This window comes from Nocardia sp. NPDC004711, from assembly GCF_053601595.1.
Window position 1 is genome coordinate 1 of sequence record NZ_JBSGCB010000089.1, and the last position, 23,566, is coordinate 23,566.

At 65.6% G+C, this 23,566-nt stretch carries 24 protein-coding genes and 1 pseudogene; 17 read left to right on the forward strand and 8 right to left on the reverse strand.

The features are described 5' to 3' along the window. Window positions 1-905: 905 nt before the first annotated feature. Window positions 906-1,466, reverse strand: coding sequence for a TetR/AcrR family transcriptional regulator (locus ACWEKS_RS45135; RefSeq protein ID WP_452345864.1), 561 nt, complete (start codon window positions 1,464-1,466; stop codon window positions 906-908). A gap of 101 nt (window positions 1,467-1,567) precedes the next feature. On the opposite strand from ACWEKS_RS45135, the gene ACWEKS_RS45140 reads away from it, so the two are divergent. Beyond that, entirely contained in the window at window positions 1,568-2,002 is a 435-nt protein-coding gene (locus tag ACWEKS_RS45140; RefSeq protein ID WP_452345843.1) for a DoxX family protein, read from the forward strand. Window positions 2,003-2,157: 155 nt separating this feature from the next. Here the strand turns inward: ACWEKS_RS45140 and ACWEKS_RS45145 are convergent, their stop codons facing one another. Further along, a complete protein-coding gene (locus ACWEKS_RS45145; RefSeq protein ID WP_452345844.1) occupies window positions 2,158-2,631 on the reverse strand; it encodes a MarR family winged helix-turn-helix transcriptional regulator in 474 nt (157 codons plus the stop codon). Window positions 2,632-2,678: 47 nt separating this feature from the next. Between ACWEKS_RS45145 and ACWEKS_RS45150 the strand changes: the two genes are divergently transcribed. The 4 genes and pseudogenes from ACWEKS_RS45150 to ACWEKS_RS45165 form a co-directional block, all read left to right on the forward strand. Then, the gene (locus ACWEKS_RS45150; protein WP_452345845.1) at window positions 2,679-3,053 is read left to right on the forward strand and encodes a cupin domain-containing protein; all 375 of its coding nucleotides are present in this window, start codon (window positions 2,679-2,681) and stop codon (window positions 3,051-3,053) included. A gap of 272 nt (window positions 3,054-3,325) precedes the next feature. Beyond that, window positions 3,326-4,150: an alpha/beta fold hydrolase gene (locus tag ACWEKS_RS45155; RefSeq protein ID WP_452345846.1), complete on the forward strand. Its 825-nt coding sequence runs from the start codon at window positions 3,326-3,328 to the stop codon at window positions 4,148-4,150. 1,234 nt (window positions 4,151-5,384) lie between these two features. Beyond that, window positions 5,385-6,071, forward strand: a complete 687-nt coding sequence (locus ACWEKS_RS45160) for an alpha/beta fold hydrolase (RefSeq protein WP_452345847.1) — start codon at window positions 5,385-5,387, stop codon at window positions 6,069-6,071. After that, a pseudogene (locus ACWEKS_RS45165) lies at window positions 6,005-6,205 on the forward strand (alpha/beta fold hydrolase); the annotation flags it as partial. The gene ACWEKS_RS45160 and the pseudogene ACWEKS_RS45165, both read left to right, overlap by 67 nt. A 710-nt stretch (window positions 6,206-6,915) precedes the next feature. Here the strand turns inward: ACWEKS_RS45165 and ACWEKS_RS45170 are convergent. After that, a complete protein-coding gene (locus tag ACWEKS_RS45170) occupies window positions 6,916-7,935 on the reverse strand; it encodes a cupin domain-containing protein (protein ID WP_452345848.1) in 1,020 nt (339 codons plus the stop codon). A gap of 90 nt (window positions 7,936-8,025) precedes the next feature. Between ACWEKS_RS45170 and ACWEKS_RS45175 the strand changes: the two genes are divergently transcribed. The 8 genes from ACWEKS_RS45175 (at window position 8,026) to ACWEKS_RS45210 (ending at window position 16,331) form a co-directional block, all read left to right on the forward strand. Further along, window positions 8,026-8,346, forward strand: coding sequence for an EthD family reductase (locus ACWEKS_RS45175; protein WP_356995807.1), 321 nt, complete (start codon window positions 8,026-8,028; stop codon window positions 8,344-8,346). Window positions 8,347-9,102: 756 nt separating this feature from the next. Continuing rightward, window positions 9,103-9,345 carry a ferredoxin gene (locus ACWEKS_RS45180; protein WP_452345849.1) on the forward strand — a complete coding sequence of 81 codons (243 nt, stop codon included), beginning with the start codon at window positions 9,103-9,105 and terminating at the stop codon, window positions 9,343-9,345. After that, a complete protein-coding gene (locus ACWEKS_RS45185) occupies window positions 9,342-10,733 on the forward strand; it encodes an NAD(P)/FAD-dependent oxidoreductase (protein ID WP_452345850.1) in 1,392 nt (463 codons plus the stop codon). Before ACWEKS_RS45180 ends, ACWEKS_RS45185 begins: the two co-directional genes overlap by 4 nt. A gap of 14 nt (window positions 10,734-10,747) precedes the next feature. Next, window positions 10,748-12,019 (forward strand): cytochrome P450, encoded by a 1,272-nt coding sequence (locus ACWEKS_RS45190; protein WP_452345851.1) that lies wholly within the window; start codon window positions 10,748-10,750, stop codon window positions 12,017-12,019. Between the two features lie 605 nt (window positions 12,020-12,624). Then, a complete protein-coding gene (locus ACWEKS_RS45195) occupies window positions 12,625-13,056 on the forward strand; it encodes a CBS domain-containing protein (protein ID WP_379443319.1) in 432 nt (143 codons plus the stop codon). A 424-nt stretch (window positions 13,057-13,480) separates the two neighbouring features. Further along, window positions 13,481-14,158: a phosphate signaling complex protein PhoU gene (phoU, locus tag ACWEKS_RS45200; RefSeq protein ID WP_452345852.1), complete on the forward strand. Its 678-nt coding sequence runs from the start codon at window positions 13,481-13,483 to the stop codon at window positions 14,156-14,158. A gap of 324 nt (window positions 14,159-14,482) precedes the next feature. Continuing rightward, a complete protein-coding gene (locus tag ACWEKS_RS45205; protein WP_452345853.1) occupies window positions 14,483-15,844 on the forward strand; it encodes a flavin monoamine oxidase family protein in 1,362 nt (453 codons plus the stop codon). 121 nt (window positions 15,845-15,965) lie between these two features. Continuing rightward, window positions 15,966-16,331 (forward strand): iron chaperone, encoded by a 366-nt coding sequence (locus ACWEKS_RS45210; RefSeq protein ID WP_452345854.1) that lies wholly within the window; start codon window positions 15,966-15,968, stop codon window positions 16,329-16,331. A 218-nt stretch (window positions 16,332-16,549) separates the two neighbouring features. Here the strand turns inward: ACWEKS_RS45210 and ACWEKS_RS45215 are convergent, their stop codons facing one another. From ACWEKS_RS45215 to ACWEKS_RS45230, 4 genes are all read right to left on the reverse strand, one after another. Then, window positions 16,550-17,278, reverse strand: coding sequence for an SDR family oxidoreductase (locus tag ACWEKS_RS45215; RefSeq protein WP_452345855.1), 729 nt, complete (start codon window positions 17,276-17,278; stop codon window positions 16,550-16,552). Window positions 17,279-17,372: 94 nt separating this feature from the next. Further along, on the reverse strand, window positions 17,373-18,239 hold the full coding sequence (locus ACWEKS_RS45220; RefSeq protein ID WP_452345856.1) for an ABC transporter substrate-binding protein: 867 nt from the start codon (window positions 18,237-18,239) through the stop codon (window positions 17,373-17,375). Between the two features lie 16 nt (window positions 18,240-18,255). Beyond that, window positions 18,256-19,011 carry an SDR family NAD(P)-dependent oxidoreductase gene (locus ACWEKS_RS45225; RefSeq protein ID WP_452345857.1) on the reverse strand — a complete coding sequence of 252 codons (756 nt, stop codon included), beginning with the start codon at window positions 19,009-19,011 and terminating at the stop codon, window positions 18,256-18,258. Window positions 19,012-19,344: 333 nt separating this feature from the next. Next, a complete protein-coding gene (locus tag ACWEKS_RS45230; RefSeq protein ID WP_452345858.1) occupies window positions 19,345-19,527 on the reverse strand; it encodes a hypothetical protein in 183 nt (60 codons plus the stop codon). A 148-nt stretch (window positions 19,528-19,675) separates the two neighbouring features. Between ACWEKS_RS45230 and ACWEKS_RS45235 the strand changes: the two genes are divergently transcribed. Then, entirely contained in the window at window positions 19,676-20,272 is a 597-nt protein-coding gene (locus tag ACWEKS_RS45235) for a TetR/AcrR family transcriptional regulator (protein WP_452345859.1), read from the forward strand. Here the strand turns inward: ACWEKS_RS45235 and ACWEKS_RS45240 are convergent, their stop codons facing one another. Further along, window positions 20,273-21,103: a hypothetical protein gene (locus tag ACWEKS_RS45240; RefSeq protein WP_452345860.1), complete on the reverse strand. Its 831-nt coding sequence runs from the start codon at window positions 21,101-21,103 to the stop codon at window positions 20,273-20,275. It abuts the gene before it with no gap. A 153-nt stretch (window positions 21,104-21,256) separates the two neighbouring features. Here ACWEKS_RS45240 and ACWEKS_RS45245 point away from each other — a divergent pair, with 153 nt between their 5' ends. The 3 genes from ACWEKS_RS45245 to ACWEKS_RS45255 all read left to right on the forward strand — a co-directional run bounded on the left by ACWEKS_RS45245 (window position 21,257) and on the right by ACWEKS_RS45255 (window position 23,467). Next, a complete protein-coding gene (locus ACWEKS_RS45245; protein WP_452345861.1) occupies window positions 21,257-21,754 on the forward strand; it encodes a nucleoside deaminase in 498 nt (165 codons plus the stop codon). Window positions 21,755-22,060: 306 nt separating this feature from the next. Next, complete coding sequence (locus ACWEKS_RS45250) at window positions 22,061-22,747, forward strand: GNAT family N-acetyltransferase (RefSeq protein WP_452345862.1); 687 nt, start codon at window positions 22,061-22,063, stop codon at window positions 22,745-22,747. A 195-nt stretch (window positions 22,748-22,942) separates the two neighbouring features. Then, window positions 22,943-23,467 (forward strand): hypothetical protein, encoded by a 525-nt coding sequence (locus tag ACWEKS_RS45255; RefSeq protein WP_452345863.1) that lies wholly within the window; start codon window positions 22,943-22,945, stop codon window positions 23,465-23,467. Window positions 23,468-23,566 lie beyond the last annotated feature (99 nt).

Genomic DNA, 23,566 nt, shown 5'->3' on the forward strand with positions numbered 1-23,566 from the left:
CTACGGACTGACCAGCAACATCGCAACGTTCAACCCGATCACCACGAACTTCCACGAATTCCTCGCCATGCTCACCGACATCGGCCGAGCACACAGCATGCGCACGGTGTTGCGCGCGGTCTTCGGCCCGCCCACCGGACCGATCAGGTCCGCAATCACCACACACACGCAGTGACGAACACAGTTCGACCAGCGTTTATTTGTGGAGTCGAGACGAGGCAGTGGTCGGGGCCGGGTGGAACGGGGTCGTGCGTGGGCGCCCGATAGTCCGGACGGTGCCCGGACTTTGTTTCGTCCGTGCCGAATGAGTGGTTGGCGAAACTTGAATGGAGCCTAGATTCGCTCGTGTGGTAGCAGAAACAGGAACATCCGCGAAGACAACCAGATCCCTACCGAATAGTCCCAGGTCGAATGCTCCGGCGCCGCCGACATTTCGGGCCGGTCGGTCGAGGTGGTTCACCGAGGCGGTCGTTGCGCCACTGATCGATGAGTCGTGGGGATCGTTTCCCCCGGGGCTAGCGGATACACGCTCATCGGCATTACAGGATGTCGATGATGATTGTTCGTGTGGAGTGTGAGCTGTTGGATCGAGATCGATTGCGAGCCTGGATGATCGGTGTGCGGCGTTTGGTGACAGGCGGGGCTTGTAGGTTGATAATCCGTGTGTGGGGCAGAACTTATCAGTGCTGGGTGACACCCGCGGTCGTCGTGAGCGATCCGGCGGCCTTCGAGCTTTCCTGGCAGCCGCTGACACTCAGCACCGCCGCGATCAGCACGACCGTCGAAATAACTACTCTCACTGTGCGTTTCCCCTGTACTTCGAAAACATCAAGATCGACAACTGGATCGCCGCCACTGCCGGGGTCGTTAACGCTCGCAGCCGGGATCTTGGGGGCGAGCTGGCTCTACCTGAGCTCGACAGCTGCGATCATGTAGCGGGCCAGTTCTTCCGGGTCCTCGCCGCCGAGTTCGGAGTGCGCGAGCATGCCGGCATGCCATAGTGCGGCGAAGCCGTGAACCAGAGACCAGGCGGCGAGCTGCGCTGCCTTCATGTCGGCCACGGGGGTGTCCAGTTCGGCTACGCCGGTGCGCAATTCACGGCCCGAACCCTCATTGGCGGCGATGAGGCGTTCGTCATCCATGTCGAGTAGCTCGCGACGGAACATGACATCGAAATGACCGGGGTGGCTGCGTGCGAAGCGGATGTAGGCGACTGCCATATCTCGGAAATCGCCTGCGGCGGAGTGAAGTTCATGCTCGAGCAAGCCGTAGCCCTCGATAGCGAGTTCGGTGAACAAGCCCTGGCGGTTGCCGAAATGATGAGCTGGGGCTGCATGGGAGACTCCTGCACGCTGAGCCAGGGCCCGCAGTGAAATCGAGTCGACCCCTTCGGTCGCTACCTGTTCGGCAGCGGCCTTGAGCAGCGTGGCCTTCAGATCTCCGTGATGGTAGGCGCTCCTGGGCATGCCTCGATGATCGATCACAATCTTGCCGTTGACAAGTTTTGCCACCCTTCCTAATCTAGTCACTGTCAAGTTAGCGTCTCGATCAGCTTCAGGAGCTCCCAATGGCGCCGATCATTACATTCGTCATCGTCGCGTTCGTGACTCGGACCGTCGGCTGGCTGGGCTTCGCGGACTGGCTTGACTCGTGGCCGCATGCTGCAAGAATCGGCCTCGCCGCCATGTTCCTTCTCAGTGCCAGTGCCCACTTCCTGCAGCCGCGTCGCCGCGCTCTGATCGCCATGGTTCCTCCGCTGTTCCGCGATGCAGCAGCCATGGTGTCATTGACTGGATTACTCGAAATCGGCGGTGCCGTAGGCCTTTTGATTCCGTTCTTCGCTCCGGTGGCCGCGATCGGCCTGGCGGTGCTGCTGGTCGTGATGTTCCCCGCCAACGTGCGTGCCGCGCGGACAGGCGAAGGGATTCATACGATGCCATTGCCGGTGCGCTCTCTGGTGCAGGCCGTATTCGTCGGTGCCTGCGTGCTCGCGGTCTTCTGACCGCGAAGCGTGCCGGCTGATCGGGGCTCGATCGGCCGCAGCCGCTGTTACCGCCTGGGAATCCAAACCCAGGCGGTTGGGGTCCCGGTGCGGTCGCCCCTTAACCTACGCAGCCTCGGTGTGGCCCCAAAATGGCCCCAGCTTCGACGACGCGGTCACAGCGGGCGGAAGGTCTTGGCCCGCTCGAAATCCAGTGCTTCGTTCATGATTTCGCCGAGCACGGTGCGGGCGGTGGACACCTGTTCGGCGCCGATGCGTCCGGCGAGCCGACGCTCGTAGTCGGCGTGGAACTCGCGGACGATGCGAAGCATGTCATCCCCGCGCGGGGAGAGGTGCAGCCGTTTGGCACGCTTGTCGGCCGGGTCGGGGCGGCGCTCCACATACCCGTGCCGGACCATCTCGTCGACGACCTTGGCCGCGCCCTGGGCGGTGATTCCGAGCTGTTCACCCAGTTGGCTTGCGGTGCAGGGGGAGTCGGTGAGCGCGCGCAGGACGTACCCGTAGGACGCGCCGAGGACCACATGACCGTGCTCGGCGAGGTGGGCGTGCAGTTGCTGCACGAACGACTGATAGGCCTGGCCCAGTAGTACGCCGAAATCCATGTGTTGACGCTCCTTTCGCGAAGACATATATTCAACTGTAGTTGAACACCTTGGTTGAACATGTAGGAGGCATCATGCCACTCATCAAATCCGCCGAAGCCCCCACCTTCGAAGCTCCCCTCATGACCGCGACTGGTCTGGCCGCACCCAGCCGTGGCTCCGAGGAGAACAGCGTCTGGCGCTTCACCATGCACCCCGGCAACCCCGGTCACGCGCACACCGTGTCCCGCGAGGAGATCTTCGTCGCGCTCGCCGGAACTGCCCGTGTCGAGATGGACGGCGAGACATACGATTTCCGCGCCGGCGACGCGTTGGTGATCCCGGCGAACACCGTTTTCAAGGTCTCCGTCCCCGGCGACGAGCCCTTCGAGGCCGTGGCCATCCTCCCCGTCGGCGCCTACGCCCAGGCCCCCGGAGGTGATCGCGTCAGCCCGCCCTGGGCGCAATAACCCACCACCCCAACCGATTTCACGCCCATTCGGGAGCACCAGCCATGCCCTTGATCACCGGCGCTGCCGCGCACCGTCGAGGATGGGTGGCGGTTGGGAGCAACCCGATTCTGGTCGTACCCGACGAGTTACCCCGAATGTCGCGAAATCCGTTGGCCTTTCAGGCCGGTGGTGTGACGGGGCGCGTCAGAACTCACCTTGCTGAGCACGCCCTGGCCGTCACCAATATCAACGATGTACCAGATCATGGGTACAGAGAGCGGGACAATCAGATGCCGTACTTCGAAACCCCCACCGACGGAACCCGGCTCGCTTACGAGGACTACGGCACCGGCACACCGATCGTCTTCGTCTCCAGCTGGGTGCTCAACGCCGACATGTGGGAATACCAGGTCCCGTTCTTCCTCGATCACGGCTTCCGCTGCATCATGCTCGACCGGCGCGGTCACGGTCGCTCCGACCGCCCGTCGTCGGGATACGACATCAATACGCGCGCCGATGATCTCGCCGGATTGATCGAGCTTCTCGACCTGACCGACATCACCCTGGTCGCACACTCCGCCGGTGGTGGCGAGGTGTCTCGCTACCTCACTCGGCACGGTCAGGACCGGGTTTCCCGCGTCGCCTTCCTCGCCGCGACACTGCCCTACCTGCGCCTCACCGACGACAACCCCGAAGGTCTGCCCGATGCCATCAACGAGGCCGACATCGCCCAGCTGACCACGGACCGCCCGAAGTGGTTCGCCGACCGCGCGCAGGGCTACTTCGCTACCCACATGAATGCGGACGTGTCACCTGCCCTGGTGGACAATGAGATTCGGCGCTGCCTTTCGGCCTCGCCCTACGCCACCAGCGCTGTGCGGCGGGAGCTGTTCAACACCGATCACCGAGCCGACGTCACCGCAATCAGCGTGCCCGCGCTGGTCATCCACGGCGTGGCCGACCAGTCCGTGCCGATCGAGGCATCCAGTCGGCGGACTGCGAAGCTCATCCCCGACTGCGTGTACAAGGAGTACCCGACTGCGGGGCATGGGATCTACGCAACGCACGCGGCCCAGTTCAACGCTGATCTGCTCGACTTCATCAAGAGCAGCTGACCAGCCACGCACCGCCGTCAGGTCTGCCCGCATATCGCAGAGGGGTCCGGCGGCGTTCTTGTTCATCGGCTCGACGTACCCGCCGCCTCCACCTGTCGATAGCTGATTCGCGACACCCGCGCCTCATGTCGCGGCACGTCCTCATCACCGCCGTCGAACCCATACTGAACTTCGTTGGGTCTTCGGCGATTACTGCAACTGCCGTCAATTGCTGCGGACGCGAACTCGCGACTGCCTCTCCGCCAGCCGTGCTTCGGAGGCGAAGGTGCTCGCGGCCAACGGAACCCGGCAACTTCACCAGTCCGGAACCCCATGAAACCACCAGCAGCCCAACACGGTTGCCGATTCCACCCAACCAGCATCAGAACAACCAGACCCGCTGTGAGGAGCCAAGTTGGTCTCCGAGCAAGGAGCACTGCACGGTCATCGTCATGCAACGGTGTGTTCGGTCGGCCTCGAATCGATACCGCCACCTGAAGGTCGCCTGCCCCGCGCCGGCCGGTTCGGTCAGCGCGGTATGCGGCATTTGAGTGCGTTCGCTTGACCGGGTTCCGGGCCCGCCGAAGATCCAACGAAGTTCGGCGATTGCCACCGGAATCTCATGTGGCCGGCAGCCTGGCCTTGCTCGGCGGCACAGGGGGTTTGGTGCGGACGGCTACGGAGCATGCTCACCTGGGCCGAGTCTCCTTCACTCTTCGTGAGGAGCCGGCCCCAGTATCCGAAGTGCGGACGACAGCACTGCGTCAGCGTGATCGGTGGTCGGGTACCCACGCGAGCAGCAGCCGGAACCAGAGAGGCGCTAAGAGCGGGTCGGCGAGAATTTCGGGAGCGAGAGCGGGTAGTTGGCCGCTGTTCTGGGCGCGTTGGATCCGCGCGATGGTCTGTGTTCGGGTGGGGAGGTAGATCCGTTCGTGCACATCTGCATCAGGACGGGGTCGTGTTGCGCCGAGCCGACCAGTCCGCGAATGACGCTGCCCTGCAATGGATCGGTCAGCATCGCTGCCACTCGGTGCATCCACGTCCGCGGATCACCCAGATCGTCGTCGGTATCGGGGAAGGCGATGTCGCGACGGGCAGCTGCCTGGCAAGGTAGGCAGCTTGTTCGGACAACTTTCGGGCTGCAGGCCGTCGTAGCCATCCTCATTACCTCGCACGTAATCGCTTCTCGCAGTGGGGTCCTGCAGGCTCATCTCGGGATCACCGAGATCCACCGCTCCAGCAGGAAGGCCCTCCCATGCCGTACCTCACCGTCGCAGCAGACGTGAACCTTTTCTACAAGGACTGGGGCACAGGCACTCCAGTGGTCTTCCTGCACAGCTGGTCGCTCAGCTCAGCCATGTGGCAGTACGAGATGGTCCGTCTGGCCGAGGCAGGGCTGCGGACTGTCGCCTACGACCGCCGCGGCCACGGCCGCTCCGAACAGCCCTGGGGCGGATACGATTTCGACACGCTCGCCGACGATCTGCAGGCTGTACTGGAGCAACTGGACCTGCACGAGGTCACCCTGGTCGGGCACTCCACCGGCACCGCCGAAATCGTGCGCTATCTGGCACGTCACGGTTCCGAGCGGGTCGCCCGCATCGCACTGGTCTCCTCAGCGCTGCCATACATGACGAAGACCGAGGACAACCCGCTCGGCATGGAGCCCGAAAGCTTCGATGCCCTGCGCACCATGTGGCGCAGCGATATCCCTGGCTGGATCCGCGCCGTCTCCGAACCCTTCTTCGGCGTTGGACTGCCCGAGAACACCATCTCCCAGGAGCTGATCGATTGGACAGTGGCTGACGCCAATGCGGTGGCCACCAATGCCATGCTGGATCTGAGCCACAGCGTCACCGAGACCGACCACGCGACGATCTGCGCGCCATCGACGTGCCCGCACTGGTCGTGCACGGCGCCGACGATCCCTTCAACCCGCTGAACCTGTGCGGGCAACTGACCGCCGAGCTCATTCCGGGCAGCGAGCTGAAGGTGTACGAGAACGCCTCCCACGGACTACACCTGACCCATATGGATCAGCTCAGCACCGACCTGCTCGAGTTCATCAAGAAGTAGCCACCCGCCCGGCCCGCCAGGGTGCGGCGTTCCTCCCACCAAGAGGGAAACAGCGACTGTCGCGTACGCGGCGCCGACCGGGCGGGCGGCCCAGACTCGGTGCCGCCCAGCACTGTTCTCCGAGATCGACATCCCGGAACCGACGTTTCCAGTCCAGATCTCTCATCGCACGTACGGATCCACCAACGTTTGCGAGACGCGCTGATTCCGTTGGGACTCCGGACGCAAGCCTCATCCGGAACGTCCCCGGCAGACTCGCTCATCGAGCCCGCACTCGAGTTCGCTGAAGCGATCCAGGCGATGCGGCCGGAGGGGCGGTCTCGATGCGGTGCTGGCGGCGGTTCGGGACCGATCGGCGAGTCGCGTACACAAGTTATTCGGCTTCGGAACGTGAGTCGAGCTTTGAACAGGGCGTTCGATGTGCAGATAGTGGATGTCGAGAGGGTCGAGTTCCGAAGCGGATCGGCCTCTGCGAAGAAGTAGGTCGCCTGATCGATCGCTGCTGGTAGAGACTCTGCTGAGCCCCATCTGGGTATCCGGGGGGGGGCTCAGTCGTTTTGCTGTCCGGCCTTGCGATGACCGCCTGAACTCGCGGGCGTGTGCGGATGTTGGCGCGGCGGCTACCATACTCCGGCATCGCCGACGAGGCCATCACCTGCTGCGATTTCCGATTCGTGAAGCTCGGTGGTTTCGCGGCCAGTCGTGGGCCGTCAGCGACTTCGTATGTCTCGTCTCCAATGAGCCGGCGGCGTGCTGTAGCGGTTTTTGAACGCGCGGCTGAATGCTGCCTCCGATGAGTAGCCGACTCTCTCCGCGATGAGCGGGATCGAAAGGGACGTGTCGCGGAGCAGGTCGGTGGCCGCGTCCAGGCGTACGTGCGCGAGATAGGTGGCCGGCGGCGTTCCGACGCGAGCGGTGAACCGCGCAGCGAACGCCGACCGGGAAAGGTTGGACACTCGGGCCAGTTCCTCGACTGTCCAATCGTGGCCGGGGTCTCGGTGGATGGCACTCAAGGACCTGCCGAGCTCCGGGTCGAATGCACCGGTCAGCCAGGTCGGTTCGGTGTCCTTGCCGCCGGCCCAGGCGCGCATGATCTGGATGAACATCAGATCGAGGATGCGGGAGATCATGACCGCTGATCCTTGCGAGGGTGATTGCATCTCGATTACGAGCATCCGGCGGGCGACTTCGAGCCCTTCGGGCGCTGGGGCGCCGGCGCCGCCGAGGATGATCACGGACGGCAGGCTCCCGAACAGGTGGCTCGCCTGCGGGGCGCCGATGTTGAATGTTCCGCAGAGCCAACGGGCCGGCTCGGGGGTGGCGTTCTCGGCGGCGCCGGCGTGCGCGATCGCTTGCGTGTGCTTGCTTGCGTTGCTGAGGTGGTGGGAGTCGCCGCGGGGGAGCAGGACGACATCGCCGGGGCGTACGTGCTCGACGTGTGGGTGTCCGTCGACCCGAAGTTCGAGTTCGCCCTCTTCGATGATGTGCAGGCTGCCGAAATCGGCGAAGCCGATCGAGAAAGTCGGCGGCGGAGCGTACGCGGCGATCCGTTCTCCGCTCAGGCGGACGCTCCGGAGCAGCTCTGAGAGCAAGTCGTCCGATCGACTGTCTGCGTCGAGACTCAGCGCGGCGTCCTCGAGCGCCGGCGGGCTGGCACGCTTCTGCGGCGATCCGAGCGAATCGGCGTGCGCCGCTGGACGATTGGCAAGATTTCCTGGCGGAGCGGTCATGGTCGCTACCTATTCCTCCAATTACTGTCGACAACCGTGAGCGGGTGCGCTCGCTGGTATCAAACCGGAGATTCAACCGAGAGGTCAGCTATGACGGAGCAAGGCAATCCCACCAGGATCAGCTTTGTCTATTCCAACCCCACCGACCCGGACGCCTTCGAGGCGGCTTATCCCGAGCAGCTAACGCTGGCGCGCAAGCTCCCCGGCCTGACTCGGCTGCAGACGTCGAAGGTCTGGCCCAAGGAAGACGGCAGCCCGACCCCGGCGTATCGAATGCTGGACCTGTACTTCGCCGACTACGCGGCAGCCAGCGCCGCGGCCGCAGAGGCGGGTCCCCTTGTCGCTGCTACGGTCGAGCACGCCACCGGTGGCGTAGTGATCGCCTTCGCAGAAGTCCTCGAGGACGCCTAGCCTCGGCCGATCACGGCAATTGTGTCCTGCTTGTTCCTGATTGAAGGAAAGATGTTCCGACCTGGCGCTGGCCACTCCGCTCGTGACCAGAGGTTATTCCGCTTCGGAACTTGACGCGGCCAGGAGACGGCGGCCCTCGGTGCGGGCCAGGACGTCGGAAATGGTTGCGCAGCAGTGATATTCATTGATCGCCTCACCCGTTCGAACCTTCGCGGAGTGATCGTTGGCTCGCCGCCGCTGTCCGATGTCAAGCGGGTCGAGTTCCGAAGCGGATTAGCCTCTGCGAAGAAGTAGGGTAGTGCAGCGTATCGCTGCCGGTAGAGACTCTGCTGAGCCCCATTCGGTGTCCGGGTGGGGGCTCAGTCGTTGCGCCAGCGCCGTGCGCTGGCCGGTTCGGTCAGCGCGCCATGCGGCACTTGCGGACGTTCCGTCGAGGTCAACGGACCGAGGTCATCTCGGCGCTGTTGATCTTCGAGTCGCGGCGGTTGGCGGCTTTGAACCGCGCGGGAAGTGGCGCCAGACGCAGACGTTTCGGCTGGTATGAGCGTGCACCGCCGGCGAATGACTGGATCCTCGACGTCAGGTCTACGGATCCTTTGTATCGGGTGCTACGAATCCTTTGCGAGGTGCCCGCCCGGCACCGGTACTTCGGGGCATGATCGTCTTCTGGGAGTTCACGTCGGCCCTTGCGGGCGCGCGTTTCCGGCCCGCAGGGATGACCACATCGGGACATGGTTCGGGTGAGGAGCTGAGGGTATGCGCATCGTGGTTGATCTGAATCGGTGCCAGGGGTATGCGCAGTGTGTTCCGCTGGCGCCGGATGTGCTCGAAATGCTGGGTGAGGAGGCGCTGGCCTATGACCCCAACCCTGATGACGCGCAGCGTCAGCGGGTGTTGCGGGCGGCGGCGGCGTGCCCGGTGCGGGCGATCGTGGTGGAGACCTATACCCCTGATGGGCCGGAGCCTGTCACCCCCGACGGGCCGGAGTCTGTGGAATGAGCACCGCGTCGTTGGCCGCGGACCTGGTCAGGATGTTTCGGGCCGAGGGTCGGATTGTGATCGTGGGGGCGTCGCTGGCCGGGCTCCGTGCCGCGGAGGCTTTGCGGGACAAGGGCTTCTGTGGGCCTTTGACCATCATCGGTGACGAGGCGCACGAACCGTATGACCGCCCGCCGCTGTCCAAGCAGGTCCTCAAGGGCTGGGTTCGCGCCGATCACACCAAGCTTCCCCGCATGCGGGGCATCGACGCGCAGTGGCGGCTGGGTGTGGCCGCGACCGGTTTGGACCGGGTGAGCAAACAGGTTTTGCTGGCCACCGGAGACACGGTGCCGTACGACCGGATGCTCATCGCCACCGGCGTTCGGGCACGGCCGTGGTTCAACCCGGCCGAGGGCGCCCTGCAGGGGGTGTTCACGGTGCGCACCTGCGATGACGCGGCCCGGCTGCAGGCGGCACTGCGGGCAGGCCCGAAGCGGGTTCTCGTCGTCGGCTCGGGGTTTGTCGGCTCGGAGATGGCATCGGTGTGCTGCGAGCTGGGGTTGCCGGTGACCGTCGCCGAGCGCGGAGGCGGGCCGCTGGTGGGGCCGCTGGGCGGGGTGATCGGCGACATCGCCGCCCGGATGCAGCGCGGTGCCGGAGTCGACCTGCGCACCGGCGTGTCCGTGGAAGGCCTCGACGGCGATGCCGGCGGGCATGTGCGCCGGGCCCGGCTCTCGGATGGGACCACGCTCGATGTCGATGTGGTGGTGGCGTCATTGGGGTCGATCCGCAACGTCGAGTGGCTGAACGGTGCCGGGCTGGCCGCCGGTTTCTGGGGAGTCGGCTGCGATGCGGGCTGTCGCGCGTTCGACATCAACGGGGTGGTGACCGACAACATCTTCGTGGCCGGGGATGTCGCGCGTCAGCCACACGTGCTGTACGGGTACCAGTTCATCTCGATGGAGCACTGGGACAACGCGGTGTGCGGGGCGCAGGTCGCCGCGAACAACATGATCAACCTGGAGACCGAGCGGCGACCGCACTTGCCGCTGCCCTCGTTCTGGTCGGGCCAATTCGGGGTGAACATCAAGGGTGTGGGGGTGTGCTCGTTCGGCGATGAGATCGTGTTCACCCAGGGGTCTCCCGAGGACTATCGCTTCGCCGCGGCTTACGGCCACCGCGGCCGCATCGTCGGGGCGGTGACGTTCAACCATGGCAAGTGGCTGCCGTACTACGCGGCGATGATCGAGCGCTCGGCACCGTTCCCGCCACCGCCGCCGGGCTATGACCCAGCGCCCGACCCGGCACCGATGCCGGCCCGCTTCCCCGATCCACGAGTGCCGACCGAGCTTCCCGATGTGGTGCTGACCGGTCACGACCCCACCTCACGAGGCGCCGAGTTCCACTGACCAAGGGAGCCAGCATGACTGCAGCGAGCGCCTGGGCGGAGGCGATGAAATACGAACACCGCGCCGACCCGTACCCATTTTTCGACCAACTGCGCCAGACCCCCGTGGCGCGGGTGGCCGACGACCTGTACGTGGTGACCGGGTATCAGGAACTACTGACGCTTGCGCACGACCCCCGGGTCAGCTCCGATATCAGCCGCAGCCCGCTGGGAGCCGCCCTGACGTCAGGTGCCGACTCGGAGCCCGGCGCCGAGGACATGCAGGCCTACGGTCGCCGGCCGAGCATCATCGTCTCCGATCCCCCCGAGCACGATCGGGCGCGCCGGCAGGTGATGCGCCACTTCATCTCACCGCATTCACCCGATGTCATCCCCGGCATGGAGCCCGACATCGTGCGGTTGTGCAACCAGCTGCTCGACGACCTCGAGGCCAGCGGCACGACCAGGCTGGATGTGGTCGACGATTACGCCTACCCGGTGCCGGTGATGGTGATCTGCAAGATCCTCGGGGTCCCGTTCGCGGACGAACCCATGTTCCATGCCTGGATCTACGACATGTTGGCCGGCACGGATCTGGGCCCGGACGCGACCACCGAGCAGGGCAAGGTTCGCGCCGAGAAGGCCCGCGCAAGCGGTGACGCACTCACGCGATATCTGGCCGGCCTGATCGAGCAGCTCCAACGCAAGCCGGGACCGGGATTGTTGTCCAAACTGATTCACGACGACGGCCCCGATGGCCCGATGCCGGCCCAGCAGGTGCTGTCCAATGCGAGGCTGCTGCTGATCGCCGGTCACGACTCGACGGTCAACACCATCACCAACTGTGTGATGACGCTGCTGCGCAACCCCGGGTCCTACGACCAGGTCCGCAGCCGACCGGAGCTGGTCCCCCGCGCGATCGAAGAGGTCCAGCGGCTGCAGGCGGCGGTGCAGTTCTTCCCCAGCCGCAGCGCCACCGCCGATATCGACATCGCCGGCACCGTCATCCCGAAAGGGGCGGCGGTGCACCTGGTCTACGCCGCCGCCAACCGCGACCCGAACCGCTTCGCCAACCCGAACCGCTTCGACCTCCAACGCCCCGACAACGAACACTTCGGCTGGGGCAGCGGCATCCACACCTGCCTGGGCGGCCCGCTCGCACGGCTGGAAGTCAACCTGGCGCTGGAAACCTTCCTACGCCGCGTCGCCACGCCCCGCCTGGTCGTCGACCCGCCACCGTATCGGCGAAGCCAAATCTTCCGCGGCCCACGACACCTGCTCATCGACTTCGACCACATCGCCGACTGAGCAGCCAAATGACCGCACCACGTTCAGGCGATGCCATCGACGGCATCGGCATGTTGGCATTACTGCTTGCAAGTCGGCCGACACCAGATCAGTCCCGCTGAACCAGGACTGCGGAACCGACCAAAGATGCGCCGCATAGGAGCCATTACAGCGCGTCGGTAGGCGCCGACGTCAGATGCCCGGTCGTCCGTAGAGGTTATTCGGATTCGGAACTCGAGGTGCTCCGCTCGCGAACGGGCTCTGTGGCGTCCTCATCTGCGGAAGATGCTGTGTAACAGCACATTCGGGATGGTAGGTTTCTGATCATGCTGGTCATCGGCACACACCTCGGGTTCAACGTCAATGGGGTCGAATTCAGATTCAACGTCTGAACCTCTGCGAGGAATTACGGCAGCGCGGGTATCGCTGCTGGTAGAGAATCTGCTGAGCCCTCATTCGGGGATCCGGGTGGGGGCTCGGCCGTTTCACTTGGGGCTGCGCGATGGCCGATGCTGTCAGCCGCGGTCAGCGGAGGAACAGAACATCCAGCTATCGATTCTGCTGCGCCGCCGACCGCGACGTCGTTACCGTTGGAGAGGTCCGTAGCTCCCTATCTGGAGGTGACCATGACTACCGCTCGCGACATCATGCACCCGGGCGCGCATTGGATGACCAGCACAGACACCGTTCAGCGCGCGGCGCAGGTGATGCGCCAACTAGGGGTTGGAGCCTTGCCGATCGGCGACAAGAACGAGCGCATGATCGGCATCATCACAGACCGCGACATCGTCGTGAAATGCACTGCCGACGGCCGTGATCCGGCGAAGATGTCTTGCGCCGAGCTGTGCGAGGGCACGCCACGGTGGATCGATGCCGATGCCGACGTGCAGGACGTACTGCACGAGATGGTGAGCCATCGAATCCGGCGACTGCCCGTCATCGAGAACAAGAGGATGGTCGGCATGATCAGCGAGGCAGATCTGGCCAGGCATCTGCCTGACAATCAACTCGCCGAATTTGCCGGACACATCTACTCGGCGGCCCCCGGGCAGCGCTGAAGAACGCCGACAAGTCAGTGTGGTCTCAACGGGTCGGCACACACGCGGACCCGTTGAGATCGCAGGTATCTTCGTGCGTTGCTGGGTGGTCGCACTGCCAGCGGTCGGTCAGCCGCCCCGAGCATTGATCCTTCGAGGGTCCGCGCCGGCCGGTCAGGTCCGCGCGGTATGCGGTATGTCCGGTGGGGTGCTCGGTTCGGGCTGGCGGGCATACGTTTCCCGGGGCGTGCGGCTGTTGGCGTTGCAGGCCAGACCAGGCGGGTCACCGCGGCGTGAAAGCTATGGCGGTTCGACGGCCACCCGACGCACCTTCGACACTGCCGAGTCGGAGTCGGCGGGATGGGCGGAGACATTCACCGAGCCCCCGCCGTTAGCTTATTTCTGCTGGTCAGCGGAATTGTCGTGGTTCGACGAAGATGGAGCCATGCGGACCGAGTATCACGCGAGTCTCGCTCGTCTCGCCACGCTGCTCGTTGCGATGAGTCTGCGTGATCGCGACGCGGTCGCGGCGGCGACGAACGCGTTGCTCGACGCCGACATCGAACAGGCCGAGCACGCTATCGACGTGTGCGCGGAGGTCGAGACCATGCGTGATCACTGCGAACAGGCCGCGGTCGATCTGCTGGCCCGGCAAGCACCGGTCGCCAGTGAATTGCGCCAGGTCGTGACTGCCCTGCAGCTCGTCGGCGACCTCGCCCGCATGGGTACCCTGGCGAGCCACATCGCCAGGACCGCCCGACGCCGGCACCCCGGCCATGCCGTCCCGGACTCGGTTCGCCCCATTGTTGTGAACATGGGTGCGGCCGCGGTCGCCATAGTCACCAGCGCCGCAGCGGTTTTGGAGTCCCGCGATCCGGAAGACGCCGCACGACTCGATCAGCAAGACGACGTGATGGACGAACTGCACCGCGAACTGTTCACTACGGTGCGCGGTCCGGACTGGAGCGACGGAGTCACTGCCGCTGTCGATCTCGCTCTGCTCGCCCACTACTACGAGCGGTTCGCCGATCACGCCGTGCAAGTCGGACGCCGCACGATCTTCCTCGCCACCGGCGAAAACCCACAGACCTGGCTCGCCGATCGGCAATCACTCGACACCTGACCGCGCGCGAGACCTCGGACACGGAATGCTTGTCCGACACCGCACAATTGTCAGAAGAGGATGTCCTGGGCATCGGTCTCGCTGCCGGCCGTGCCCACTCCGGCCGATACCGCACGGGATGCGGCATTATCGTGCGCTCTCCCTGCGAACTCATGCAGAACTGTCATGACCTTAGTTGGTCCTATCCGCCTATGCGATTTGCTATAGAATTGCTGGTTTGGGTGCGGGTCTGATCGGAGGCGGTTCGCATCCGTCGAGTCATGGGGTGCGGGCAGTGTCGTGGCCCGGTGGTGGCCAGGAGAACTTCGAGACGAAGGCGGCTCGATGACGGACTTCGACTATTGCGTAATCGGTGGCGGATTCGCGGGATTGACGGCTGCGTTGCGGCTGAAGCAGGCGGAGCGATCGGTGGCGGTGCTGGAAGCCCGCGACCGGCTCGGCGGGCGCACCTTCACCGAGGTGCGCGCGGACGGTTGCTGGATCGACCGCGGTGGTGCCTGGATAGGGCCGGGACAGGACCGCATCCAGGCTTTGATGAACGAGTTCGGGGTACGAAGTTACCGGCAGTACACCGACGGTGAGGCCATGATGGTCGTCGACGGCAAGCAGTACCGCTACAGCGGCACGATCCCGTGGTCGATGAGCCCTTGGGCGTCGATGAATCTCGGCGCGAGCTTCGTCGAGCTGGGGCACCTGTGCAAGTCGATCCCGCTGGAGGCGCCGTGGGAGGCGAAGAAGGCCGACAAGTGGGATTCCATGAGCCTGGCGCAATGGCTGGATCGCACCGTCTGGTCCAAGCCCGCCCATGATCTGCTCGAGACCGCCATCGCGGGCAGTTACACCTCGGCCGCCTCGGAAGTGTCGATGCTCTTCGCGCTGTATCAGATGGCATCGGGAGGTGGGCCCAACTTCGTATTCGGCGTCAAGGGCGGCGCCCAGGACTCTCGGCCGGTCGGGGGCATGGGTGCGATCTACCGGCCGATGGCGGCCGAGCTCGGCGACTCGATTCACCTGTCGCAGCCGGTGCACAGTATCGAGCAGGACGCCGCCGGGGTCAGGGTGCACGCGGATGGATGGACGGTGCGCGCACGTCGGGCGATCGTGGCCGTCCCCCTGGCGATCGCCGGTCAGATCCGGTACGAGCCGATGTTGCCGGTCGATCGCTCGCTACTGCATCAGCGGGTGCCCAGTGGCTCGGTCGTCAAGATTTCCGTCGTGTACGACGAGCCGTTCTGGCGGCGCGACGGGTTGTCGGGTCAGTCCGCCGCGCCGGGATCGCCGGCCACCGTCACCATCGACGGCTGCACCGACACCGGGCGGCCCGGGATCCTGTGCGTCATTTCCGAAGGGCCCATCGCACGGCAGATCGGTCGACTCGATCCTCCCGAACGCAGGACAGCGATACTCCACGAATTGGTCACGCGATTCGGCGAAAAAGCCGGTTTCCCGGTCGACTACATCGAGCAGGACTGGAGTGCCGAGCGCTATTCCGGCGGCGGGATGCTCAGTCACACGCCGACCGGTGTGCTCACCCAGTTCGGCCGGACGCTGCGCGAACCGTGCGGCCGTATCCACTGGGCCGGAACCGAGAGCTCGGCCGTTATGTGCGGTTGGGTCGACGGAGCCATTCGCTCGGGTGAACGCGCCGCGAGCGAAGTGCTGCAGCACGAACTCGCCGCGGTCTGAGGCCGGCCGATGGGCCTCGGGCCGGGCTTCCAGCGGTTCGCGGCAGCCTCCCCACGCCACACACCAGCAGGTCAGCAGCTCGCTACGGGCGCGCTACCCCGTTCCTGGATAGCCTCGTGGAATGGTGCAGAGCAAGGCAGTCGACGTCGATGGCTATCTGACCGAGATCCCTGAGGAACGCAGGGGCGCGCTGGCCGAGTTGCGGCGGCTGTGCCGAAAAGAGCTGGTGGGCTTCGACGAGGTCATGGCGTACGGGATGCCCGCATACGAGCGGGACGGTGCCGCCGAGATCGCGTTTGCCAGCCAGAAGCAGTACATCTCTTTCTATCTCATGCGCAGTGACGTCCGTGAGGCGTTCGGGGAACAGCTGGCCGGGCAGGACATGGGCAAGGGCTGCCTGCGGTTCCGCAGGCCGGAGAACATCGACTTCGACCTGCTGCGAGATCTGCTCCAGGCAACCGCGGCCCGGCCCGGCCCGATCTGTTGACCAGGCCGTGCCCGGGCCGCCATACCGCCGTTGGTGATTTGGCTGAAGATATTGTGTAGCAGGGTGTTTCGCTGACCGATCGGCGCGCGTGCGGTCTGGACGAGCGGCCTGCGACGCACGCTCGTGGGTGGCGGTCGAGCGGGTCGAATTCCGCTTCAACGTCTGAGCGGCGTCAGGTATGTGCCCGCCTGGGTGTTGCTGTTCGTCCCGTAAGCGGGTCAGGAGAGCCAGTCGGAGTAGTGGGTGGGGGCGAGGTGGGCGTTTTTATCGGTGAGGACGTCGCCTTTGACTTGGGCGAACATGCCGGCGGTGGGGTCGGTGACCACGGTTCGGCCGTCGCCTTTGCGGGCCAGGGTGATTCGGCCCAGTTCGTCGAGGGGGAAGATGTCGGGGCCGGCTATGTGGCGGGCGCCGTTCAGCGGGGCGCCGGTCGCGACTTCTGCTACCGCGGCGGCGACGTCCTTCGCGGCGATCGGCTGGATCGGTGTCGTTGGCAGTCGGACGGTGTCACCGTCGGTGGTCCACGACAGCACGGCGTCGATGAACTCCATGAACTGTGTCGCCCGGACGATGGAGTAGGGGATCGACCCGGCCGCCAGGATGTTCTCCTGCAGCACTTTTGCCCGGTAGTAGTCCAGATCCTGCGCCTGGTCCGCACCGATGATCGACAGGATGACGAAATGGCCCACGCCCTGGCTGCGGGCAGCGGTCAGGAGGTTGTCCATGGAGGTCTGGAAGAACGCCGGGGAGGCCTCGTCGAAGGTCGGGGAATTGGTCAAGTTGACGACGACGTCGGCGCCGGCCAGGGCTTCGTTCAATCCGTCGCCGCTGATCACATCGACACCGGTGGAATGCGAGTGCGGTATCGCCTGGTGTCCGGCAGCGTTCAGATCCTCGACGACCTGCGATCCGATCAGTCCGGTGCCGCCGATGACTGCGATTTTCATGAGGTGTCCTTCCGGGTGGTGTATCGACCTGCCTGGTTCCGTGAAACCTGTTGTGGTTCCGTCGAATACGTCTCAGCGCCGCCGCTTCCGGCTGCTAGGTGGTGCGGTAGAAGTCGGCCGCGGTGACGGTGACTGGCACCCCGAGTTCGGTGGCTACCGCAGTGATCGCGGTATCGCCGACGGCGAGGTCGGCGTGGCCGTCGGTGGTGAAATACGGTGCGATGAAGGTCTTGTAGTGGGCTCGGACTTCGTCCGCGGTGTGCCGGCCGAGGAAGGTTCGCAGATGGCGCACCGCGGTATCGGTGTCGTCGTGGATCACCTGCAGCGCACGCCGGTGGGCTCGTACGACGGCCTGGACCGCGGGAGCGTCGGGACTGAGGTAGGTCGGATCGACGGCTACACCGACGGTGGGGATCTGGAAGAGGTCGCCGACCCAGGCCACTACCTGCCAGCCCTCCACTGCGGCAACCGCTTCGGGTGCCATGGTGCTGCCGACGACCGCGGCATCGATCGTGCCGTCGTGCAGCATGCGCAGGTCCATCCCGTAGTCGCCGGGCGCGCGGGCGATCGGGTGGATGTCGTGGTCCGGGTCCAGACCGACCCGACGTAACGCGATCCTCGCAAAGCATCCGGGCGCGGTGTGGGGCGCGTGTACCGCGACCCGTCTGCCGGACAGGCCGGCCGGCGAGGTCATGCCGGAGCGGGCCAGGAACCAGAACAGTGGCCGGTGGGTGTTGACGGTCAGCGCGACCCAGGGAATTCCATTGGTCAACCGGGACAGCAGGGCCCGGCCGAGCCCGATGGTGGCGCACCGGCGTAGTCGTTCCTCATCCCAGGTGCAGCCGTCGCGCAGGGCGACGTGGACGCCTTCGTCGGCGTAAAAGTCCTGTTGGTCGGCGATATAGGCAACCAGTTCCTCGTGAAATCCCCGACCGACGTAGGCGAGATCGATCGTGTCCATGAGCGTTCTTCCCTCGTCAGTACATGGCCATGCCGCCGTTCACCGCGGCGGTGGTGCCGGTCATGAAGGAGTTGTCCTCGCTGGCGTAGAACGCGACCGCCTGGGCGACGTCCCCGGTCAGGGCCAGGCGGCCGAGCGGTGTCGCGGCCACCTGCCGCCGTCTGATCTCGTCGTCGAGCACGCCCGCGATGCGGGTGTCCTCCACCGGGCCGGGCTCCACGACGTTGACCGTGATGGCCCACGGCCCGAGCTCCTGGGCGAGGTAACGAGCGAACTGCGCGAGTGCGGCTTTGGCGGTGCCCAGCGCGATCATGCCCGCTCGGGGCCGGCGGCTGAGCCCGGTGCCGATGTAGATGATGCGCCCCCAGCCCTGGGCGGTCATGGCCGGCAGGACGGCCTTGGTAACCGTGAACGCCGCACGCATTTCGTCATCGAGCTTGCCGCCCAGTTCTTTCCACGTCATGTCCTGGAACGACTTGATCGCATACGGGGTGAGCGCGTTGTGCACGAGCACGTCGACGCCACCCCACTGCTTCTGCACCCGTTCGATCAGGTTCTCGACCGCGGCGGACTCACGGACATCGGCCTGTACAGCCAGCGCGTGGCCGCCTGCCTCCCCGATCCCGGCCACGACCTCCCCGGCCGCTGCCTCGCTGTGCAGGTAGTTGACCACCACGCGCATTCCTCGCGCCGCCAGCAGACGCGCGGTGGCCGCGCCGATTCCGCTGCTGGCCCCCGTCACCAATGCCACTCGCCCCGTACCTGTGATCATGGTGCGACCTCCGTGTGATCCGCTCCGTTGAGCACGATGTCGATGTGACCCGCGGCAAATCGGTGGCGGTGCGGTCGAGTTCGTGTGATAGCCGTGAGGCGAGCAGACGCTCCAGCCTGCCGCGGGTAGATCACCGGGCTGCGTTCCACGGTCATGAACGGTCGATCCAGTTTCGGAATGCCACCCGGTTCGGATCCGACTGGGCCCGCTGTGCATCGGTCGCAGTTGAAAGGGTTGTGCGACAGTAATTTCGGAGACGGGCGAGATATCGCCGCGTCCGAGCGAGCGGCCCACCGCGCGGTGCGCGGTTGGGCCGCAACCTCGCTCTGCGCGTCAGATACAGATGTTGAAGGTGAAGAAGCCCAGCGGGACGCCGAAGCAGAACGTGACCGACCCGACGGTGTCGGTGACCGGCACGGGTGTGGGCGGAGCGGCCGATGCGGTAGGAGCGGCCAGCCCGGCGAGCGACATGGCGATGCCGGTCGCGGCGATTATCGAGGCAATTTTGGTCTTCATTTTGGGCTCCGTTCCTTGGATGAGCGATGGCGGTTCAGACCCCGACCCGGAACAGCTGCCTAATCGATCTTCCGCCGATGATCTCCCGGCGACAAGCCCCCGGCCTACACTGCTAAACGCCAGTTCGGCTTGTGTTTGTGGAGGTTCGGTGACAGATGGTGAGGTTCGGCGGCGGCCGGGCGGCAGATCCGCCCGGGTGCGCGAGGCCGTGCTCGAGGCGGCGTTGAATGTGCTGGCGGACAAGGGGGTTGGCGAGTTCGCGGTGTCGGATGTGGTCGCGTCGTCGGGGGTGCACGAGACGACGATCTATCGGCGTTGGGGCAGCCGGGACGAGCTGATCATCGACACCCTGCTCAGCTACAGCGAGCAGCGGATACCGGTGCCCGATACCGGGGCGATCCGGACCGACCTCTACGTACTGCTCGACGCCGTCGCGGCCTACCTCGGCACGCCGCACGGCCGAGCGCTCAATCAGGCGCTGTCGTTCGGCGGTGGCGAACCGCGGTGGGCGCGCGTGCGGGAGGCGTTCTGGACCACGCGGCTCGAACTGACCAGGCCGATCGTCGAGCGCGGCGTCGACCGCGGCGAGCTGCCCGCCGGGACCGACCCGCGGCTGCTGCTCGAAACCTTGATCGCGCCACTGCAATTCCGCACGCTGGTCACCCGGGAACCGATCGATCCGCAGCTGTGCGTCCGCCTCGTCGACCTGCTGCTCGACGGCGCGATTGCCGGTCCGCGGCCGTGATCACCGCATCGGCGCCGATCCGGCCGCGACCGGGCCCGCCGCGATCATCCAATTGCTGAACTCCGTGGCCAGGTGCCACTGGTGTTCGCGAATCAGCCGGGCGGGGAGCACCCCCGGGAACTGCACGGTCAGCAGGGCCTCCATCCCGCCGTCCCGATCCCGGAATTGATGGCGCACCCCACCGATGATCAGGCCGTCGTCGAGTACCGCGTGCCCCGCGATCTGGATCGGATAGCCGGGGTCGGGCGGAATGGTGAGCGCGTCCGTCGAGGTGTAATCGACGAGGAATCTGGTGACCGTCGGTGAGCCACCGGTGGTTTCGACGACTTCCTGCCGGCCATCGGGCAAGCCACGCAGCAGGTAATGATCCGGGCATGCGTCGACCATGTCGGCCTCGGCATTGCTCGCGGTCAGAGCGTCGAACCAGGCCGCGAACGGTGCGGCGGAGTAGTTCGGCACTTCGACCCGGACGGCACTGTGCCTGGTCCGGCCCCGGCTCGCCGCGACGCCGATCCGGGCGGCTCGCTCGGAGAACGCCAGCTCCCGCCCGAGCATGGCGTAGATCCCCGCGTGCCCCAGTCGCATCTTCAGGGTTGTGAGCGCTGCCCGCTGCCGGTCGAGTGTCGCGTGCCGTAGGTCGGCGGCGGTGTGCGCGGGCGTGAGTTCGGCGAATGCCCGCGGCCCGAGCCGGGTCTCGAATTTCGCGAGCACAGCGCGGGTGCGGCGTGACTCCCATGCCAGCACCCGGTCGCGGGACACCCTTTCGCCGCCGATGACCACCCGGATCTCGAGGTGATCCGCCGTGTTCCGCCGTTCCTCCGCGCCCGCCATGCCGCCTCCCTAAAGCCAGTTCAACTAGCGTTAAGCATGGGTGGAGTGTCTGCTAAAAGCAAGAGGTACCCGCGTTTGTGGCCGCGACCCACCTCCCAGCGGTCTTCGAACCCCTCCGGTGGCACTGAAGTGGTTGTGTGGCAAGGTGTTCGGGTGGTCGAATCGCTCAGCGAGCGGGATATGGAAAATCTGCTGACGGCTGTCGGCATTGCGCGGCGGTCGCGTGAGCACGGCAATCATCCATTCGGGGCGGTGCTGGCCGAGCCCGGGGGAAGGGTGTTGCTGGAGGCGGAGAACACGGTGATCACCGCGCGTGATGCGACGGGACATGCGGAAACGAATCTGGTGCGGCTGGCGAGCGCCGCCTATGACGCCGAGTTTCTGCGTGGCTGCACGCTTTACACCAGTACCGAACCCTGCGCAATGTGCGCGGGGGCGATCTACTGGGGAAATATCGGGCGGGTGGTTTATGCACTCGGCGAGGACCAGCTCTTGGCCCTGACCGGTGCGGATCCCGAGAACCCGACCATGTCGCTGCCCTGTCGTGCGGTATTCGCCGCCGGTCAGCGCGCACTGCCGGTCATCGGCCCGATCGAGGTCGCGGAGGCAAGGGCGGTACACGACGGTTTCTGGCGGGGAAGACCGGCGTAGTAATACCTTCCACCGCATAGGTATTCGCATTTCCTGGCAGCCCGAAAGGGGATCGCCGGCAGGTAGCGGATGGCCGTGCCGGAAAGGCTGTAAGACACCTGTGAAATAACCCGCGCGACGCGCGGTAGAGCGCATGAAATTTACATGCCGCCTGCAGCGTGGTGCGCTGGTGTTCCGCTATCGTTCATCCCACTATCCGATGCTGCTACTGGCGCGCCAGGGCTGGTTCGTCGATTCCGGAGTGTGTGGCCGGGGCGGCCATTGCCTGGGGCGAGCCCCCGACCCCTTCCGAAAGATCGAGGGAACGTGCCCGTACCCGTAACTCTGACCGGCCGTCTGGTACGGCTGGAACCCCTTGCGCCGCAGCATGCCTCGGGGCTCGCGGAGGCTGCTGCGGGGAACCGTGATGAGTATGCGTTCACGCCTGTCCCACACGGTGCGGACGAGGCGCTGGAATACGTCGCGCAGGCCCTTTCCGGGCATGCCGCGGGCACCTCGCTGGCCTTCGCCATCATCGCCGTGGCCAGTGGACGGGTACTGGGCTCGACCCGGTTCACCCGTTTCGACTACTGGCAGGGCCCGGTGGTGTGGCCGCTGGTGCACGGCATGCCGAGCGGAGATCCCCTGCTCGCGGTGCCCGATGCCGCCGAGATCGGCAATACCTGGCTGTCCCCGCAGGCGCGCGGCGCGGGTATCAATCTGGAGTCCAAGCTGCTGTTGCTGCAGCACGCGTTCGAGGTGTGGCGGGTGCGGCGGATCGCCATGCGCGCCGATGTTCGAAATCTCCGGTCCCGCTTGGCGATCGAGCGTCTCGGCGCCACCAGCGACGGGGTGCGCCGGGCGCACTCGCGCGGGCTGGACGGCGAGGTGCGCAGCACCGCCTTCTACTCCATCCTGGACGAGGAGTGGCCGACTGTCCGGGTCACCATCGAGGGCCAGCTGGCGGCGCTGCCGGCCCGAGAGGGCGCGCGCAGCCGTCTGGTGGGCGCGTAACCGGGCCGTACGGCAGCCGGGTGACCGATCAGATCGACCGTCAGACCGGTCGGTCTGGTCGGTGTCCGGCGACTATAATTCCGGATGTTGCACCGGTCGGGCGTCGAGGAGAGATCTGTCCGAGTCTGGTAACTCGGCGAGCCGGCACGATTCGGATGACGAAGCCAGCAACCCCTCCCGCGTAAGGAGTGGCGCATGACCAACCCCATGCGCACCAAGGTCTGCCTCTGCGACAGTCTGTCCGGATCCCCCGTGCTCAGCCTCTTCCTCGTCCCCGAACACCGCGTGCCCGGCGGCAGCATCCTGCACCTGGTGGAGCAGGCCCCGTTGTCCGCGAGGTCGATTCCGCGCCCCAACCCGCATCTCATCGAGTGGCTGCAGGAGCACGGCTCGCCCGCCATCCGCACCCGCTTCCTCGCCTTCGCGGCCGGGCAGCACGACCCGCACGATGTGCACGCGGTGCTGCACGATCACTTCATCGTCGACCCCGGCCCCATCGGGCTGGACATGGACGATCCGGACGAGATGACCCGGCTCGCACTGCTCCCCGAGCACTGGCTCGGCCCGCGGCGCATCGACGACTTCCACGACCTGGCCGTGCGCAGCACCATGCTCGCGGTCTATCGGCACTTCGGTGTGGACCGGCGCATACCGCTCATGTATCACGGCTATGCCGAACCCGAGGACGGCTGGTTCGAGGTCCCCGCCGCCGAGGCCTGACCGACCTAGGTTCTGTCTCGAAGTTTTGAGGGCGGGCCTGTGGCTCGCCCTCAACTGTGTCGCAGCCACTGGTTGATGACAGCGATATGGATCGTGGCC